The following is a 16,180-nucleotide window of genomic DNA, read 5'->3' as shown; positions in this document are numbered from 1 at the left end:
ACGGCGTCGAGCGGCGACCCGCCAGCCAGCCGGTCGCCGTTTTTTGAGGCAAAATTGACCTATCGTTTAATTATAAAAAGATCCGGAGGACTCATGCCTGCAGACACCGCCACGCTCGACCGGCGCGGCTTTCTCAAGCTGTCGGCTGGCGGCGCCACGACCCTGGCCCTGCTGGGGGCCGGCGTGCAGTTGTCCGGCTGCAGTCAGCGCAGCGCCGCGGTGGCGAACGGCTATCGCTGGCTGACCGCCAGCGACATTCATTTCATGCGTGCGCTGGTCGCCGGCGTCGCCGGCAATGCCCTGCCCGCCGATCCCACCGCCGCGGGCGCGATCGTCGATGAAGGGGTGCGCCGTGCCGACATCGAGCTGGCTGCGCTCGGCGCACCGGCGCAACAGGAAGTGCGCAAGCTCCTCGATCTGCTGCAATGGACCCCGTTCCGCCGCTTCGCCGGTGGCGTCACGCGACCCTGGGCCGAGGCCGGCGCCGCCGACGCACAAACCCTGCTCAAGCATCTGCACGACAGCCACCTGTCGCTGCTCAGCGGCGCCTATCGCGCGCTGGCCAAGATCGGCAGCACCGTGCTGTGGAGCCAGACGCCGATGAACGCGTTCTCGCACTATCCAGGGCCGCCGGCCTGGGCGATCAGCGCGCTGGAGGCCTGACGCCATGGCGATCAACGATCTCTACAGCGACGGTATCACCAAGGGCTGGAAGGTTCGCGATGCGTCGGCCCTGCAACGCGGCGAAACGCTGGAAGCCGACGTCGTCATCGTCGGCAGTGGCGCCGGAGGTGGCACCGCCGCCGAGCTGCTCGCCAGCGCTGGACTCAAGGTGCTGATGATCGAGGAGGGCGCGCTGCACACCTCGCAAGACTTCAAGGCGATGGACGAATTCCGCTCGTACGGCACGCTCTACCAGGAAGCCGCCGGGCGCGCGACGTCGGACGGCGCGATCCCGATCCTGCAGGGACGGGCCGTCGGTGGCAGCACTGTCGTCAACTGGACGACCAGCATCCGCACGCCGGACGCGACGCTGTCGTATTGGTCGGAGCAATTCGGCGTGCGCGACGCGATGCCGGAAGACATGGCGCCGTGGTTCGCGAAGATGGAGGCGCGCCTCGGCATCGCGCCGTGGGCCGCCGCGCCGAACGCCAACAACGCCGTGCTGCGCGACGGTTGCGAAAAACTGGAACTGCACTGGAAGACCGTGCCGCGCAACGTGCGCGGCTGCTGGAACCTCGGTTACTGCGGGCTCGGCTGCCCGGTCAACGCCAAGCAATCGATGCTGGTGACGACGATCCCGGCAGCGCTCGATCACGGCATGACGCTGCTGCACCGCGCCCGTGTCGAGCGCCTGCGCTTCGCCGACGGACACGTCACCGGCATGGTGGTCGCCGCGCTCGATGCCGGAAGCGGACACCCCAGCGGCGTGACGCTCGACGTCCGCGCACGGCATTACATTCTGGCCGCCGGTGCCATCAACACCCCGGCGCTGCTGCTGCGCTCGAAAGCGCCCGATCCGCAGCACCGCATCGGCCAACGCAGCTGCATCCATCCGGTCAACGTCAGCCTTGCACAGTTCGACAAGGCCATCGACGGCTACTACGGCGCTCCGCAGTCGATTTATTCCGACCATTTTCTGTGGCCGGCCGACGGCAGCATCGGCTACAAACTCGAAGTCCCGCCGCTGCAGCCGATGCTGGCCAGCAGCGTGATGGGCAACTTCGGCGACGCGCTGGCCGCCGACATGGCGCAGCTGCCGCACGCGCAGGTATTGATCGCTCTGATGCGCGACGGCTTTCACGAACAAAGCCAGGGCGGTCGCATCCGCATCGATGCGCACGGCCAGCCGGTCTTCGACTACGACGTGCACGATGCACTATGGGACGCGCTGCGCCGCGCCTATCTGTCGATGGCGGAGATCCAGTTCGCCGCCGGCGCGCGCGTCGTACGACCGATGCACCTCGATGCCCAGACCTATTCGAGCTGGAAGGATGCGAAAGCCGGCATCGCCGCGCTGCCGATGAAAAAGCAGCGCGCCGGCTTGGTCACGGCACATCTGATGGGCGGCTGCGCCATGGGCGAGGATCGCGAGCGCTGCGTCGTCGACAGTCACGGTCGCTTCCACGCCGCCGACAACCTGTCGATCTTCGACGGCTCGATCTTCCCAAGCTCGATCGGCGCCAATCCGCAGCTATCGATCTACGCGTTCACCGCACGCAATACGCAGCGCCTGCTGGCGCGCCTGCAGCCCGCGGCCGCCGCGTGATCGAGCTAGCGGCGGACCTCGAAGCCCGGCGGCGGCAGGTCAGCGTCGGGCTGCCAGTCCAGCGTCTCGACACGTGCCGCCGGCGGCCCGTCGCACAGCCAGCGGCGCAAGGCCTCGAGCGCTGCGGGCGCGCCGCTTGCGAGCCCTTCGACACTGCCGTCGTCGCGATTGCAGACCCAGCCGTCGAGCTGCAGTGCCAGCGCCTGCTGGCGGGTCGACTGGCGAAAATAGACACCTTGGACATGTCCTCGAACACGAAAGCGATAGGATGCCGGCATACTGGTCAAGGTCGATTGCTGAGGATTGGCGCATGGGCATCTTAAAACGACGCCGGAAATCCGAACCCGACGCGGCGCTGCCGCGTGAAACCGAGGACTTTGCGTTCGCCGCCGAAATCCCGGTGGGCGAGCAACAGCCGCTGTGGAAAGTCCGCGTGCAAATGCACAGCGAACCGCAAGCCGACGGCGAACGCACGCATCTGCGCGCGCACTTCCAGACCAACCTGGCCAGCGCGCTGCGTCCGGCGCTGGCGCACGCGCCGCAGCGCGGTCGCGACACTCAGGATCCGGCGGCCATCGCGCATGATGGCGCGCCGCGTTCGCTGAAGCTGGTCGAGCGCACCGGCCACCTGGCGCAACGGATGGCACAGCGCGCCCTGCGCGTGCCCTTGCTGCGCCGTATCGCCGAGCCACTGCTGCAGATCGACTTCAACACCTGGATCGAGATTCAGGCGTCGACCGCCTCGCTCGACCGCGGCAGCCAGAGCCTGCTGCCGCAGGCCGACCGCCTGCGCACGCTTGGCATTCAGCCACAGCCGGCCGGTGACGAGCCGCGCGCCGAATCCTGGGCGCGCGAAGCCCGCGACGGTTTCGCGCAGGTCTCGGTCCTGCAGATCGACAAGCGCCATCTGCCGGCACGGCTGCTGCGCCTGCTCGGGGACCGCCCTTTCGGTCTGGCCGCGACCATCGTCAATACCGCGCAGCAAAAACGCTAGCGCGCCGCCGCTCAGGTCTCGCTGCGGCCGATCCACTTGCCGGTCGATGCCGGCGGCTCGTAGCGCTGCATCGCCGTCAGCAGCGCGCCGACATCGTCGTGCACGAGCAGGCGTGCACGATGCACCGGCTTGACGAAGGCCTCGCGCACCGTGTGGTCGAGAAACGCCAACAGGCCATCGTAATACCCGTCGACGTTGAGCACCGCGCAAGGCTTGGCATGCTGCCCCAGCTGCGCCCAGGTCCAGATTTCGAACAGCTCTTCGAAGGTGCCGATGCCGCCGGGCAAGGCGATAAAGCCGTCGGACAGCTCGGCCATCATCGCTTTGCGCTCGTGCATGGAGCCGACGATGTGCAACTGCGTGAGATTCGGATGCGCCAGCTCACGATCGGCCAGCGCCCGCGGCAGCACACCGATGACCTCACCGCCAGCATCGCGCGCGGCATCGGCGACCGCGCCCATCAGGCCAACCGAAGCGCCGCCATAGACCAGTCCGACACCGGCCTCGGCCAACGCCGCCCCCAGTGCACGAGCGGCCGCCGCGTAAGCCGGCCGGGCACCGGCACTCGAACCGCAGAACACACAAAAACGCATCCGGCCGTCTCCTTAGAGTTTCACCGTCAGCAGCTCACGCGAGCGCCGCCACATCCAGGCGACGACGCCACAAGTGACAGCGGCGCCGGCAACCACCGACGGCACGGTGCCCAGCAGCTTGGCCGCCAGGCCGGATTCGAACGCGCCCAGCTCGTTCGACGAGCTGATGAAGATACTGTTGACCGACAGCACCCGACCGCGCAGATGATCAGGCGGAACCGACTGCATGATCGTATTGCGGATCACCATGCTGACGCTGTCGAACGCGCCAGTCGCGAACAAGGCGACGATCGACAGCCAGAACAGCTTCGAAACCGCGAACACCAGCGTCGCCACGCCGAAGCCCAGCACCGTCAGCAGCAAATTGCGCCACGGCCGCATCAGCGGCGGATGATAGGCGCACCAGATCGTCGTCAGCAGCGCCCCGATCGCCGGCGCGGCGCGCAATACGCCCAAGCCCTCGGGACCGACCTTGAGGATGTCGTCGGCGAATACCGGTAGCAGCGCCACCACGCCGCCGAACAGCACCGACAGCATGTCGAGCCACATCGCATACAGCACGATGCGGGTACGGAAGACGTAACGCAGCCCCTCGCCCAGGCTTTGCCAGATGTTGCCGGCATTCGGATTCGGCACCACCGGCCGCGGCTTGACGAAGGAGATCAGCAGCAGCGCCGCACTGAACATGCAGACCACGACGACCAACGTGCCGGACAGACCGGCGTAGGCGAACAGCAGGCCCGATGACACCGGCCCGAGAATGGCGCCCGCCTGAAAGAAGGTGCTCCACCACGTCGCGGCGCTGCCGTAGACCTCGCGCGGCACCAGAAAGGCGCGCAGCGACGAGGCGGCCGGAGAATAAAACCCTCGCGCGAAGCCAACCAGGGCCACCAGCCCGTAGGCCGCCAGCAGCCAGCTGCGCTCGGACAGATGCGCGCGCAGCGATGGCCACGACAGCAGCGCCATCGCCGCTGAGCCGAGCAGGATGACGCCGATCGCCTTGCGAATGATGCCGCGCTTCTCGCGGCGGTCCGCCAAGTGCCCGCCGAACAGCGCCAGCGTGATGAACGGCACCGCCGCGATCAGGCCGATCAGGCCCAGCGACAGCGGATCATGCGTCACCCGGTAGATCTCGTACGACAGCGCCACTTCCTGAATCAGCAGGCCACAGCTGAGCAGGAACGCGCCCACCGCCAGCGCAGTGAACTCCCGATAACGCAGAGCCGCGTAGGGGTCGTGCCGCGCCGGTAACGGCGCCGGCGGCGCATCAGGCATAGGCGGGGCTGGCTTCCAGTCTCGCCATCACGTTGCTGGCAATCAACTCGCGCGCGCGTGCGACGATCTCTTCCATCGCTGGCGTGCGCGCAAACCGGCGCCGCGCATGGCGATACAACACGTCGAGGCTCGGCAGCTCGGCGTGCACGCGCTGCACCAGCAGCTCGCGGCGCGCCGCCAACTGCTCGGACCAGTGCCGACGCCAGTCGGTGATGGCGTGCCCCTGGTGCAGTTCGGCCCAGCGCTGCTGCATGCGCTGCACAATACGATCCGGGCAGAAACGATGTGCCACCGCCTGGGCGATGCGCTCCTTGATCTCGGCCGACGCCACGCGCGAGCCGTCGAGCACGTGTGCCGGCGGGTCGCGCAGTTCATAGACGAGACCAACGCGTTCAAGGCCGCAGAGCACGTAGTAGGTGATGTCGACCTCCCACCATTTGAAGCCCTGGCGTGCCGAGGCCATGTAGTAGTGGTGGTTGTTGTGCCAGCCCTCGCCGAGCGACAGCAGCGCGAACAGGAAGTTGTTGCGCGAATCGTCGCCGGTCAGATAGCGCTGACGGCCGAACACATGGACCAGCGAATTGATGCAGAACGTCGCGTGCCAAAGCAGCACCGTCGACCAGACGAAGCCGATCACCAGCGCCTGCCAGCCCCCCAGCGCCCAGACCGCCACACCCATCGCCGCGCCGGGCAGCCAGTGATGCTTGTCGATCCAGCGCAGCTCCGGATACTTCGAGAAGTCGGCGATGCGCGCGTAATCGACCTCCTGCGCCTGCTTGTTGAAGATCCAGCCGAGGTGCGAGAACCAGAAGCCGTACTGGCGCGGCGAATGCGAATCCAGCGGCGTATCCGAGTAGCGATGATGGTCACGGTGCTTGGCCGCCCACCACAGCGCGCCGGACTGCAGCGACGACTGCGCGAGGCATGCCAGCACGAACTGGAACACGCGGCCGGCCTTGTAGGCCTTGTGCGAAAAATACCGGTGATAGCCGGCCGTCACGCCGAACATGCGCACCGCATAAAGCGCGATGCACAACGCGAATGCCTCCCAGCTGAAGCCCGTCCAGATCACCGCGAAGCAGGCAAGGTGAAAGGCCGCAAACAGGACCATCATGGGCCAGTTGGCGGGATCGAGTTGGCGGCTGGAGAGAGGCTTGTCCATAAGAGTTCGCGGTGGGCGTTTCCAATGCGCTAACAGCGGCGCGGTTGTCAGGGTTAACGTTTTACGGCAGCAGCAGTGAAATCTTCAGGCCCCGTGCTCGCGCGTTTCGACGAAACGCACATCGGGGAACCGCTCTCGCGTCATGTTCAGATTGACGGCGCTCGATGCCAGATAGACGAGCTGACCGTAGTGATCATGCGCCAAGCGTGCGTCGTTCTTGTCACGGAACTCGCGGAATTTTCGCTCGTCGTCGGACTCGACCCAGCGCGCAGTATGGACCTGCACTGGCTCGAACACCGATTCGACCTTGTATTCGTCACGCAAACGATATTGGACGACGTCGAACTGCAGCACGCCGACCGCACCGAGAATGATGTCGTTGTTGATGATCGGCCGATAGACCTGGGTCGCGCCTTCCTCGGACAGCTGATCGAGCCCCTTGTTGAGCTGCTTGGCCTTGAGCGGGTCCTTGAGGATCACGCGGCGGAACAGTTCCGGCGCGAAGTTCGGGATGCCGGTGAAGCCCAGCGTCTCGCCTTCGGAGAACGAGTCGCCGATCGAGATCGTGCCGTGGTTGTGCAGGCCGATGATGTCGCCAGGGTAGGCTTCCTCGACGGCCTCGCGGTCGGCGGCCATGAACACCAGCGCATTGGAGACCCGCACCGGCCCGTCGAGGCGCACGCTGTGGATATCCATGCCCTTGCGGTAGACGCCCGAGCAGACGCGCAGGAAGGCCACGCGGTCGCGGTGCTTGGGATCCATGTTCGCCTGAATCTTGAACACGAAGCCGGTGAACTTGTCCTCGTCCGGCTGCACGTCACGCTCGCCGTCCGGCGTGCGCGCGTGGCGGAACTGCGGCGGCGGCGCCCAGGCGGTGAAGCCGTTGAGCAACTCGCGTACGCCGAAGTTGTTGATCGCCGAGCCGAAGAACACCGGCGTCAGCCGCGCGGCGCGATATTCATCGAGTTCGAATTCGGCACCGGCCATCTGCAGCAGCTCGATCTCGTCGCGCAGCTGTCGGTACAGCGCTCCGAAACGCTCCTCGAGTCCCGGCGCCGACAGGCCGTCGATGGTCTCGATCTCGGACACGCGGTGCTTGTCGCCCGAGTACAGATAGAAGCGATCTTCGAGCAGGTGATAGACACCCTTGAAATCGCGGCCCATACCCAGCGGCCAGGTGATCGGCGTGCACTGCAGGCCCAGCACCTTCTCGACTTCGTCGAGCAGGTCGAGCGGCGGCCGGCCCTCGCGGTCGAGCTTGTTGACAAAGGTGACGATCGGCGTATCGCGCAGGCGGCACACTTCCATCAACTTGATGGTGCGCGCCTCGACGCCCTTGGCGGCGTCGATGACCATCAGCGCCGAGTCGACCGCAGTCAGCGTGCGATAGGTATCTTCCGAGAAGTCCTCGTGGCCCGGGGTATCGAGCAGATTGACGATGCAGTCGTTGTACGGGAACTGCATCACCGACGTCGTGATCGAGATACCGCGTTGCTGCTCCAGCGCCATCCAGTCCGAGGTTGCGTGGCGGTCGGCCTTGCGGCCTTTCACCGTACCGGCAAGCTGGATCGCACCACCGAACAGCAGCAGCTTTTCCGTCAAGGTCGTCTTGCCGGCGTCGGGATGCGAAATGATGGCGAACGTACGGCGTCGCGCCGCGCGCTCGGCGATGACACTCATGAAATCCTCCGGGTGGGCGCGCATTGTAGCCGGAGCCGGAGCCCGACGACGCCAGGCGCGGCCCAGCGTCGGGATCGACACGATGAAGGGTGCAGCCCTGCGGACTGCGGCACCGCCCGCGCCACTATTCGTAGGGCCAGGGGAAGGCGACGCTCCAGTTGATCGCCTGATCCTCGGTGCGACCGGTCGTGGTTTCACTATCGTCAGCCCGCATCCAGCTGTACGACAGCGCCATCGTCGGCGTGTACTTGCCGTCCCAGAAGGTCGACGCCCACGGCGAGAAGTCGACCGTCACCGCGAAATTGTTGGACTGCTGACGCACGTCCGGCAGGAACCAGTAGGGGTCGCCGCGTCGCCAGCTGGCGGCGACCTCGACCATCGACACGCGACGCGACAGCTTGGCGCTGGCGGCCCAGGGCGAACTGTCATCGCCGTGGTCGTGGATCGGATCGGGCGGACGGCGCCAGGCGACGCCGCCGGTCGCCTGCCAGCGGCCCAGCTTACGCTTCTGCGTCAGCTCGACCTCGTAGCCGCTGCCAGCCGTCAGCGGCCGCGTCGACTTGATGACGTTGGCGCCCGGCCCCGGCGTCACGCCCTGCACCTGCAGCATTGTCTCGCGCGCTTCATGGCCCCAGCTCACACCGGTCGACCAGGTATTGGCGGTCAACTCGTCGAGCGCCGCCGTATCACCGACCACGTGACACTCGCGCGACCCGGCATCAATGGCAAAGAAGCGGCCGCGCCGCTGGCCGCCGAGAAACGCATTGACCGGCACGCGAACCTGCCCGGACACACCGCACTGCAGGGCCTGCATGGTGTCGACCGGCGCACCGGCCGGCGCCCAGCTCAGGTGTAGCGCAACGAACTTGGGCGCCCAGTTGAGATCCAGCGCCTGTTCGTCGGTCTGGCTGTTGCCGTTGATCAGCAGCGCGTCCTGCTGCCGGTAGCGCGCGCCGAGCATGATCGGCGCGCCGTAGATCGGGTCCAGCTTGAGGTTGGCCTGCTGGCTCAGCACCTGGCTGCCGACACTGCTCGGCATCGCATCGCTGCGCCAACTGTCCACCGCCGATGGCGTCAAGAAATCGCCGGGGTCAACGCGATAGCCGGCGCTGTAGCTCAGGCGCTTGTCGAGCGCCGCGAAGCTCAGGCCGCTGCTGACGATGGGGCCGCCCGCTTCCATCGGCGTATGTCCGCCCAGGCGCAGCGCCAGATCACCGAGGCCGCCTTCGTAATCGCTGCTCCAGTTGTCGCTGGCGCTGGTTCGCACCGCCGGCAACGCCACCGCAACCTCATCGGACGTCACCGGCCGATCGACCTTCGAGCGCTCCGCAGGAGCCGTCGCACACCCCGACAGCACCAGCACGGCCGGGATCATGAGCGTCACCGCAACACATCCGTTCACGGCGGAAAAAGTCGATCGAAGTAAGCGCATGACGATTTTTGCGGGGCTGCGGCGCACCACCAGCGTGCACCCGGACCCTGAGCCCGTCCCCTGCCGGATTATTCTGCAACATCGGGGCCAGCAGCCCAAGTCGCAGCGTCAGGCCGCGAGCACGCCCGCTTCGTAGGCGCGCACCCATTCCAGGAACTGCTCTTCCGGCATGGCGCGGCTGAAGTGGAAGCCCTGCATCAGGCGGCAGCCGAGCTTCTGCATGAGACGCACGTCGTCTTCGGATTCGACCCCTTCGACGATCAGACGGATGTTGAGGCTGGCCGACAGCTGCACCATGCTGCGAATGATTTCCTGCGCGCGCTCGCTTTGTGTGGCGGCACGCGTCAGCACCGGATCGATCTTCAGCGTGTTGACGTCGAAGCGATACAGGTGCGTCAGCGATGAATAGCCGGTACCGAAATCGTCGAGCGCCAGCTGCATGCCGAGCCCGCGCAGCTCATCGAGCACGGCACCAACGTCGTCGATATTGCCCATCAAAGCAGTCTCGGTGACCTCGGCGCACAGCAGCGCCGGATCGAGACGGCTCTGTTCCAGGGCCTCGCGGACGATCGCCATCACGTTGGTCGACAGCAGCTTGGCCGACAGATTGAACGACAGGCTCAGCGCCTGACCGCGCTCGTTCCAGCCATTGAACGTCGTACAGGCTCGCGCCAGCACCGCGCGCGTCATGTCGGCGATCAGATCCGAACCCTCGGCGACGAAGATGAATTCGCCCGGCAGGGTCACGCGCCCGTCCGGCTGACGCCAGCGCGTCAGGGTTTCGGCACCGGTGACCTTGCGCCGCGTGATGTCGACGATGGGCTGGAAGAACGGCACGAACTGACCCTGCCGCAGTCCGGTGCGGATCTGCTCGGTCAGCGCCAGGTGCCGGCGCAGGCGATGGGTGTGACCACGCTCGCCAAAACGCAGATGCCCCGGCCCCTCGACCCGCGCCAGGCGCAGCGCTTCGAGACAGACGTTGACGTATTCATCCGGGTCACGCGCATCATCGGGGTAGATCGCGCCGCCGGCGCTGGCCGCCAGAAGAAAGCGCTGCCCCTCGACTTCCAACGGCCGCGTGAAACGCTGCATGACCTCGGCGGCGATGCGCTTGAGATCGACACGCGTCACCGCCTCGCTGTTGCCGCGGTCGATCAGCACCGCAATCACATCGGCATCGATACGAAATGCCTGGGTCGGCAGCACGTCGAGTTCATTGAAGCGCTCGCCGAGTGCGCCGAGCACGGCCTCGGCCAGCCGCGAACCGAAGCCGCTGCGAATTGCCCCATAGGTGTCGATGCCGATCAGCAGCAGACCGTGCGTGCCGTCGATCGGCCGTAGACGGCGTACCTCGCGCAATTCGGCGTCGAGGCTGTTGCGGTTCGGCAACTTGCTGCCCGGATCGAGATAGGCGATGCGGCGGATATGTTCGGCCTGCGCCTGAATGCGGCGCATGGCGCGCACGATGTCGCCGAATTCGTCCTGCGTCTCGACGATGCCGGCGCGTGGCTCGCGCCCGGTCAGCACCGCGTTGAGGCTACCAGTCACCGCCCCGAGCGGCCGCAGCAGGCGCCGATACGCGAAGATGGTCAACACCACGGACAGCAGCAGCGCACCGCAGACCGCCGCCAGCGCAATCGCCAGGCGACCACGCAGGCGCGCGAATTCATCGGTCGTGGCGCGGATCCCCAACGTGTTGTCCCGCTCGAGCTGCGCCGCCAGCTGATGTGAAGCTTGCGACTGCAGTTGCTGCGTGATCTTGGTCAGCTGCCCAGCCGTCGCGGCGTCAGGCGGCACCGCCAGCAGCGCATCGATCTGCGCATCGCGGTCGCGAATGGCATCGCGCAGTGCGGTCAGGGTCGGATTGCCGTCCACTGGCAGAAAGGCCAGCTGATTGCGCACCACGGCGCGCGCCGACTGCAGGCCGCCCAGCGCGACCGACGGATCATTGCCGGCGGCGACGGCGGATTGCAGGAGCACCGCATTACGCTGCATGTCGGCAATACCGCGCTGCAGCACCACCGACATGGAAATACGGTTCGAACGGCCGAGCAGATCGGCTTCAAGTCCGCGATCGACATCCAGCGACGGCACGATGACGAGCCCGGCCACCATGATGGCCAGGCTGACGAGCATCATGACCGCCAGCAGTTTTGTGCGAACGCTCATCCGGACCGTTCAACCCACTAAGTGCCGCATTTGGCACGGTCGTCGATTGTACGATGCATAAAAAGTGGTGCTTTGTACAATGGTTACTATTCTTTACAAAGCGCAGCGCATCATTGCGGAGCCCGGCCTTATAACGTGTTCGTCACAGCTCGTGGCAACACGATCGGAGTCTCCGAGATGAAATTTTCCTTCAAAATCGCGGCACTGACGGCAGCTCTCGCCACCGCCGGTTTGGCCCAGGCCGCTACCCCCACACAGCCGACGCCGCCGTCCGGGCAGGAGCTGGCCTTCAACGACGGCCCACCGCCCCCCCCGTTTGCGGACCGTGACGGCCCGCGCCATGGCGGCGATTTCCGCGGCACGCGTGGCGGCATGGGCCACGGCGGCCCGATGATGGGCATGGGCCCCGGCATGGGCGGCCCGCTCATGCACGAGTTGCGCGGGCTCAAGCTCAGCGACGCACAAAGCGACAAGATCGACGACATCTTCATGAAGCATCACAAGGAGCAGCGCGCACTGTTCAAGCGCGAGCGCGATCTGCGTGAGGCGATGCACAAGCTCGATCCGACCGCCAAGGATTTCCTCAGCACCAGCAACAAGCTCGCCGACACGGCCGGCAAGCTGACCGAGGACAAGATGCAGCTGCACGCCAAGGTCGCCTCGGAGGTGATCGCGACGCTGACGCCGGAGCAGGTGCAGGAGCTGCAGAAGCGCCGCGCCGAACGCGAACAGCATCGCGGCAAGGGCAAGCACGGCAAAGGCATGGACCGCGGCATGGACCGTGATGACGGCCCCAGCGACGCCAGCTGATGTGGCGCCGGCCCGTGGGCGGAGTGCCGCAAGGCGCTTCGCCCACGGTCATGCGTGCCGCGCCCCGGGACTCGCGTAAAGTGATGCGATGATCCTCGACAGCGAACAAATCCAGATTCTGCTGGCCGACGACGACGTCGGCTTCTGCGATCTCCTCAGCGAATACCTGCGCAGCCAGGGCTTCGACGTCACCGCCGTGCACGACGGCCTGGCGGCGATCGAGCACGCCGAGCGTGGCATCTACGACCTGCTGGTGCTCGACGTCATGATGCCCAAGGCCGATGGCTTCCGCGTGCTCGAGCGGCTGCGCGCCAGCCACCGCATCCCGGTGGTCATGTTGACCGCGCGCGGCGAAGACATCGACCGCATCGTCGGTCTCGAACTCGGCGCCGACGATTACGTTCCCAAACCCTGCAATCCGCGTGAGCTGGCAGCGCGCCTGCGCGCCGTGCTGCGCCGCTCGCAGCCCAACACCGCCGAACAGACGGTGCTGCGCTGTGGCGACATCGAACTGACGCCGGCATCGCGAACCGTGCGCCTGTCCGGCCAGGCGATCGAACTGACCGGCGCCGAATTCGACGTGCTGCGCATCCTCATAGAAGACGCCGGCCAGGTCATCACCAAGGACGACCTGTCGCGACGCGCGTTGAACCGCCGGCTCGGCGCCTTCGACCGCTCGATCGACATGCACATCAGCCGCCTGCGGCAGAAGCTGGGCCCGCACGCCGACGGCAATCCGCGGGTGCGCTCGGTGCGCAATCGCGGCTACCTATACGTCGATCCGACCTAGTCTCCGACGACCGCCACCATGCGCCTGCGTACCCGGCTGATCATCTGGTTCATCGGCTCGATCATCGTCACCGTGACGATGAGCTTCGCCCTCGGCTCCCAGGTCTGGCGACTGTTCTACAGCGACTACGACGCCACCCGCGACGCACACGACGCACTGGTCGCCTGGGAACAGGGCGGCGGCGGGGCGCTGCGCCGCTGGCTGCACGACCAGCGTCACGACGACGGCATCTATCGCATGCTGCTCGACGAACGCGGCATTCCCCTGAGCCACAGCGATCGCCCACCGCCGCCGCGGCTGCGGGAAGCCATCGAAGCCGCCGAATCCGGCACCCGCGCCGTGCAACTGCCCGGTGGCGGCAGCCTCAAGACCACCCTCATCGTCACGCAGGACGGTCGCCGCCTGCGCTGGGTCGCCGTACTACCGCCACCGCGCGGGCCAGATCTGCGGCGTATCGACACCACCCTGCTGCTGGCGATCGGCATCATCGTCGTCAGCCTTGCCGCCATCGTCATCGCGCGGCGCATCACTAAACCAATCGCCGCGCTGCAGCAGGCCAGCCGCGCCGTCGCCGAGGGTCGGCTGGACGTCCGCGTGCCGGAGGTCACCGCCGCCCGCCGTGATGAAATCGGCGAACTGGCCAGCGACTTCAACCACATGGCCGAGCGCCTGCAGCGCCTGCTGGACTCGCAACAACAGCTGCTGCGCGACATTTCGCACGAACTGCGCTCACCGCTCGCGAGACTACGCGTCGCCACCGAACTGGCGCGCGACAGCCACGCCAGCACACAGTTCGACCGCATCGAGCAGGAAGCCGACAAGCTCGAGGACATGATCGCCCAGCTGCTGCTGATCGCCCGCCTCGAACATCGCGAAACGCCGCTGAACGACGACGACGTCAACCTCGCCGACATCGTCGAATCGGTGTGCGAAGACGCCAGCTTCGAAGCCCAGCCACGCAACATTCAGGTGCGCCCGCACATCGAAGCCGACGCCGCCACGCGCGGACAGGCTTCACTGCTGCACAGCGCCACCGAAAACGTCGTCCGCAATGCCGTGCGCTACACCGCCGACGGCAGCACCGTCGACGTGCACCTGCGGATCGACGGCGAATGGGCGATGATCGATGTCGAAGATCGCGGCCCAGGCATCCCGCCCGACCGTCTCGAGGCCGTATTCCAACCATTCGTGCGCATCTCCGAAGCGCGCGACCGCGAAAGCGGCGGCTACGGCCTGGGCCTGGCGATCGCCAAGCGCGTCGTCGACGCCAGCGGCGGCCACATCAGCGCCCGAAACCGCGATGGCGGCGGCCTGTGCGTCACCATCCAGCTGCCGCGCTGCGACCTCTAGACCCCGCACCCACCGCGGACGCTTCGATTAATATGGCGCCCCGCACGGCGGGCCTATAGCTCAATGGTTAGAGCAGGAGACTCATAATCTCTTGGTTGCAGGTTCGAGTCCTGCTGGGCCCACCACCTCCACGCGCCGGCGCATCAGCACTCGATGATGTTGACGGCCAGACCGCCGCGCGCGGTTTCCTTGTACTTCACGTTCATGTCGGCGCCGGTCTGGCGCATGGTCGCGATGACCTTGTCGAGCGAGACGTAGTGCTGGCCGTCGCCGGACATCGCCATGCGCGCGGCGTTGATCGCTTTCACCGCGCCCATCGCATTGCGCTCGATGCACGGCACCTGCACGAGTCCGCCGATCGGATCGCAGGTCAGGCCGAGGTTGTGTTCCATGCCGATCTCGGCGGCGTTCTCGACCTGGCGCGGCGTACCACCGAGCACTTCGGCGAACGCGCCGGCCGCCATCGAACAGGCAACGCCGACTTCGCCCTGGCAGCCGACCTCGGCACCGGAGATCGACGCCTTCTGTTTGTAGAGCAGGCCGATGGCCGCCGCCGTCAGCAGGAAACGCACGATGTTGTCGTCATCGGCACCGGGAATGAAGTCGGTGTAGTAGCGCAGCACCGCCGGAATGATGCCGGCCGCACCATTGGTCGGCGCGGTGACGACACGACCGCCGGCTGCGTTTTCCTCGTTGACGGCGATCGCGTAGAGATTGACCCAGTCCATGCCGCGCAGCGGATCACGGACGCTACCGTCGGCGCCGGCCAGGCGGCGATACAAGGTCGCAGCACGACGACGGACCTGCAGGCCGCCAGCCAGCACGCCCTCGCGGCGGCAGCCACGGTCGATGCAGCTGCGCATGACCTTCCAGATTTCGAGCAGGCGCGCGCGGATTTCGGATTCGGGCAGGCGCGCCTTTTCGTTTTCCAGCATCAGTGCACTGACCGACAAGCCGCTGTTCGCGCACTGCGCGAGCAGCTCGGCACCGCTGGCAAACGGGTACGGCACGGCGACGTCGTCGGCTTCGACATTGACGACCACGCCGTCCTCGACGACGAAGCCGCCGCCGACCGAGTAGTAGACCTTGCTCAGCAACACCGCACCGCCGGCGTCGTAGGCCGTGCAGCGCATGCCGTTCGGATGGAACGGCAGCGACTGGCGCTTGTGGAACTTGAAATCGTGATCCTCGCGAAACGCGACGGCCTGCTTGCCGGCGAGCTGCAGTTCGCCGTTCGCACGAACCTTGGCCAGCCGTGCGTCGATGCTGTCGGTGTCGATACGATCCGGCGCCTCACCCTCCAGGCCGAGGATCACCGCCTTGTCGGTGCCATGGCCCTTGCCGGTGGCGCCGAGCGAGCCGTACAGCTCGACGGCGACGCGCGCGACGCTGGCCAGCCGGCCATCGTCATCCAGGTGCCCGACGAAGCGCTGCGCGGCGCGCATCGGCCCCACGGTATGCGAACTGGAAGGACCGATACCGATCTTGAACAGATCAAAAACGCCAATCGCCATGCTGAAATCACCGCCGGAGGAGGAGCCGCCCGCGGCTCCATCGCGCGGAGCATACGCCGGTCGGCCGGCCGGATGCCGCCGGCCTGGATACGGGATGCCTGACGCGTCGCTTTCCGCCACTGCCAAAGCAGCGTGACGCGTC

Annotated in this window: 14 protein-coding genes and 1 tRNA gene; 7 read left to right on the top strand and 8 right to left on the bottom strand. The window is 66.5% G+C overall.

Annotation, left to right across the window (positions count from 1 at the left end; all coding sequences use genetic code 11):
- Window positions 1–93: 93 nt before the first annotated feature.
- Together G7Y82_RS07505 and G7Y82_RS07500 are read left to right on the top strand one after the other, a co-directional pair.
- On the top strand, window positions 94–663 hold the full coding sequence (locus G7Y82_RS07505) for a hypothetical protein (RefSeq protein WP_168147408.1): 570 nt from the start codon (window positions 94–96) through the stop codon (window positions 661–663).
- 4 nt (window positions 664–667) lie between these two features.
- On the top strand, window positions 668–2,269 hold the full coding sequence (locus G7Y82_RS07500; protein ID WP_168147407.1) for a GMC family oxidoreductase: 1,602 nt from the start codon (window positions 668–670) through the stop codon (window positions 2,267–2,269).
- A gap of 5 nt (window positions 2,270–2,274) precedes the next feature.
- On the opposite strand, the gene G7Y82_RS07495 is transcribed toward G7Y82_RS07500, so the two are convergent.
- Window positions 2,275–2,547 (bottom strand): acylphosphatase, encoded by a 273-nt coding sequence (locus G7Y82_RS07495; protein WP_168147583.1) that lies wholly within the window; start codon window positions 2,545–2,547, stop codon window positions 2,275–2,277.
- Between the two features lie 32 nt (window positions 2,548–2,579).
- Here G7Y82_RS07495 and G7Y82_RS07490 point away from each other — a divergent pair, with 32 nt between their 5' ends.
- On the top strand, window positions 2,580–3,263 hold the full coding sequence (locus G7Y82_RS07490) for a hypothetical protein (protein ID WP_168147406.1): 684 nt from the start codon (window positions 2,580–2,582) through the stop codon (window positions 3,261–3,263).
- Window positions 3,264–3,274: 11 nt separating this feature from the next.
- Here the strand turns inward: G7Y82_RS07490 and G7Y82_RS07485 are convergent, their stop codons facing one another.
- The 6 genes from G7Y82_RS07485 to G7Y82_RS07460 form a co-directional block, all read right to left on the bottom strand.
- The gene (locus tag G7Y82_RS07485) at window positions 3,275–3,856 is read right to left on the bottom strand and encodes an LOG family protein (protein ID WP_168147405.1); all 582 of its coding nucleotides are present in this window, start codon (window positions 3,854–3,856) and stop codon (window positions 3,275–3,277) included.
- Between the two features lie 12 nt (window positions 3,857–3,868).
- Window positions 3,869–5,131: an MFS transporter gene (locus G7Y82_RS07480; protein ID WP_168147404.1), complete on the bottom strand. Its 1,263-nt coding sequence runs from the start codon at window positions 5,129–5,131 to the stop codon at window positions 3,869–3,871.
- Window positions 5,124–6,293 carry an acyl-CoA desaturase gene (locus G7Y82_RS07475; RefSeq protein WP_240954131.1) on the bottom strand — a complete coding sequence of 390 codons (1,170 nt, stop codon included), beginning with the start codon at window positions 6,291–6,293 and terminating at the stop codon, window positions 5,124–5,126. Before G7Y82_RS07475 ends, G7Y82_RS07480 begins: the two co-directional genes overlap by 8 nt.
- Before the next feature lie 84 nt (window positions 6,294–6,377).
- Complete coding sequence (locus G7Y82_RS07470; RefSeq protein WP_168147403.1) at window positions 6,378–7,973, bottom strand: peptide chain release factor 3; 1,596 nt, start codon at window positions 7,971–7,973, stop codon at window positions 6,378–6,380.
- Window positions 7,974–8,097: 124 nt separating this feature from the next.
- Window positions 8,098–9,357: a hypothetical protein gene (locus G7Y82_RS07465; RefSeq protein WP_168147402.1), complete on the bottom strand. Its 1,260-nt coding sequence runs from the start codon at window positions 9,355–9,357 to the stop codon at window positions 8,098–8,100.
- A gap of 156 nt (window positions 9,358–9,513) precedes the next feature.
- Window positions 9,514–11,574 (bottom strand): putative bifunctional diguanylate cyclase/phosphodiesterase, encoded by a 2,061-nt coding sequence (locus tag G7Y82_RS07460; RefSeq protein ID WP_168147401.1) that lies wholly within the window; start codon window positions 11,572–11,574, stop codon window positions 9,514–9,516.
- Between the two features lie 177 nt (window positions 11,575–11,751).
- Here G7Y82_RS07460 and G7Y82_RS07455 point away from each other — a divergent pair, with 177 nt between their 5' ends.
- The 4 genes from G7Y82_RS07455 (at window position 11,752) to G7Y82_RS07440 (ending at window position 14,649) form a co-directional block, all read left to right on the top strand.
- Entirely contained in the window at window positions 11,752–12,384 is a 633-nt protein-coding gene (locus tag G7Y82_RS07455) for a Spy/CpxP family protein refolding chaperone (RefSeq protein ID WP_168147400.1), read from the top strand.
- 88 nt (window positions 12,385–12,472) lie between these two features.
- The gene (locus G7Y82_RS07450; RefSeq protein WP_168147399.1) at window positions 12,473–13,174 is read left to right on the top strand and encodes a response regulator transcription factor; all 702 of its coding nucleotides are present in this window, start codon (window positions 12,473–12,475) and stop codon (window positions 13,172–13,174) included.
- Between the two features lie 18 nt (window positions 13,175–13,192).
- Complete coding sequence (locus G7Y82_RS07445; RefSeq protein WP_168147398.1) at window positions 13,193–14,524, top strand: ATP-binding protein; 1,332 nt, start codon at window positions 13,193–13,195, stop codon at window positions 14,522–14,524.
- A 49-nt stretch (window positions 14,525–14,573) separates the two neighbouring features.
- Window positions 14,574–14,649: transfer RNA gene (locus G7Y82_RS07440), tRNA-Ile, on the top strand.
- An 18-nt stretch (window positions 14,650–14,667) separates the two neighbouring features.
- On the opposite strand, the gene G7Y82_RS07435 is transcribed toward G7Y82_RS07440, so the two are convergent.
- Window positions 14,668–16,038 (bottom strand): L-serine ammonia-lyase, encoded by a 1,371-nt coding sequence (locus G7Y82_RS07435; RefSeq protein ID WP_168147397.1) that lies wholly within the window; start codon window positions 16,036–16,038, stop codon window positions 14,668–14,670.
- Window positions 16,039–16,180: the final 142 nt, after the last annotated feature.

The organism is Solimonas marina (assembly GCF_012241385.1).
Taxonomy (GTDB): domain Bacteria; phylum Pseudomonadota; class Gammaproteobacteria; order Nevskiales; family Nevskiaceae; genus Solimonas; species Solimonas marina.
The sequence above is the reverse complement of the archived record's forward strand: the minus strand, read 5'-3'. Positions and strand labels throughout refer to the sequence as shown.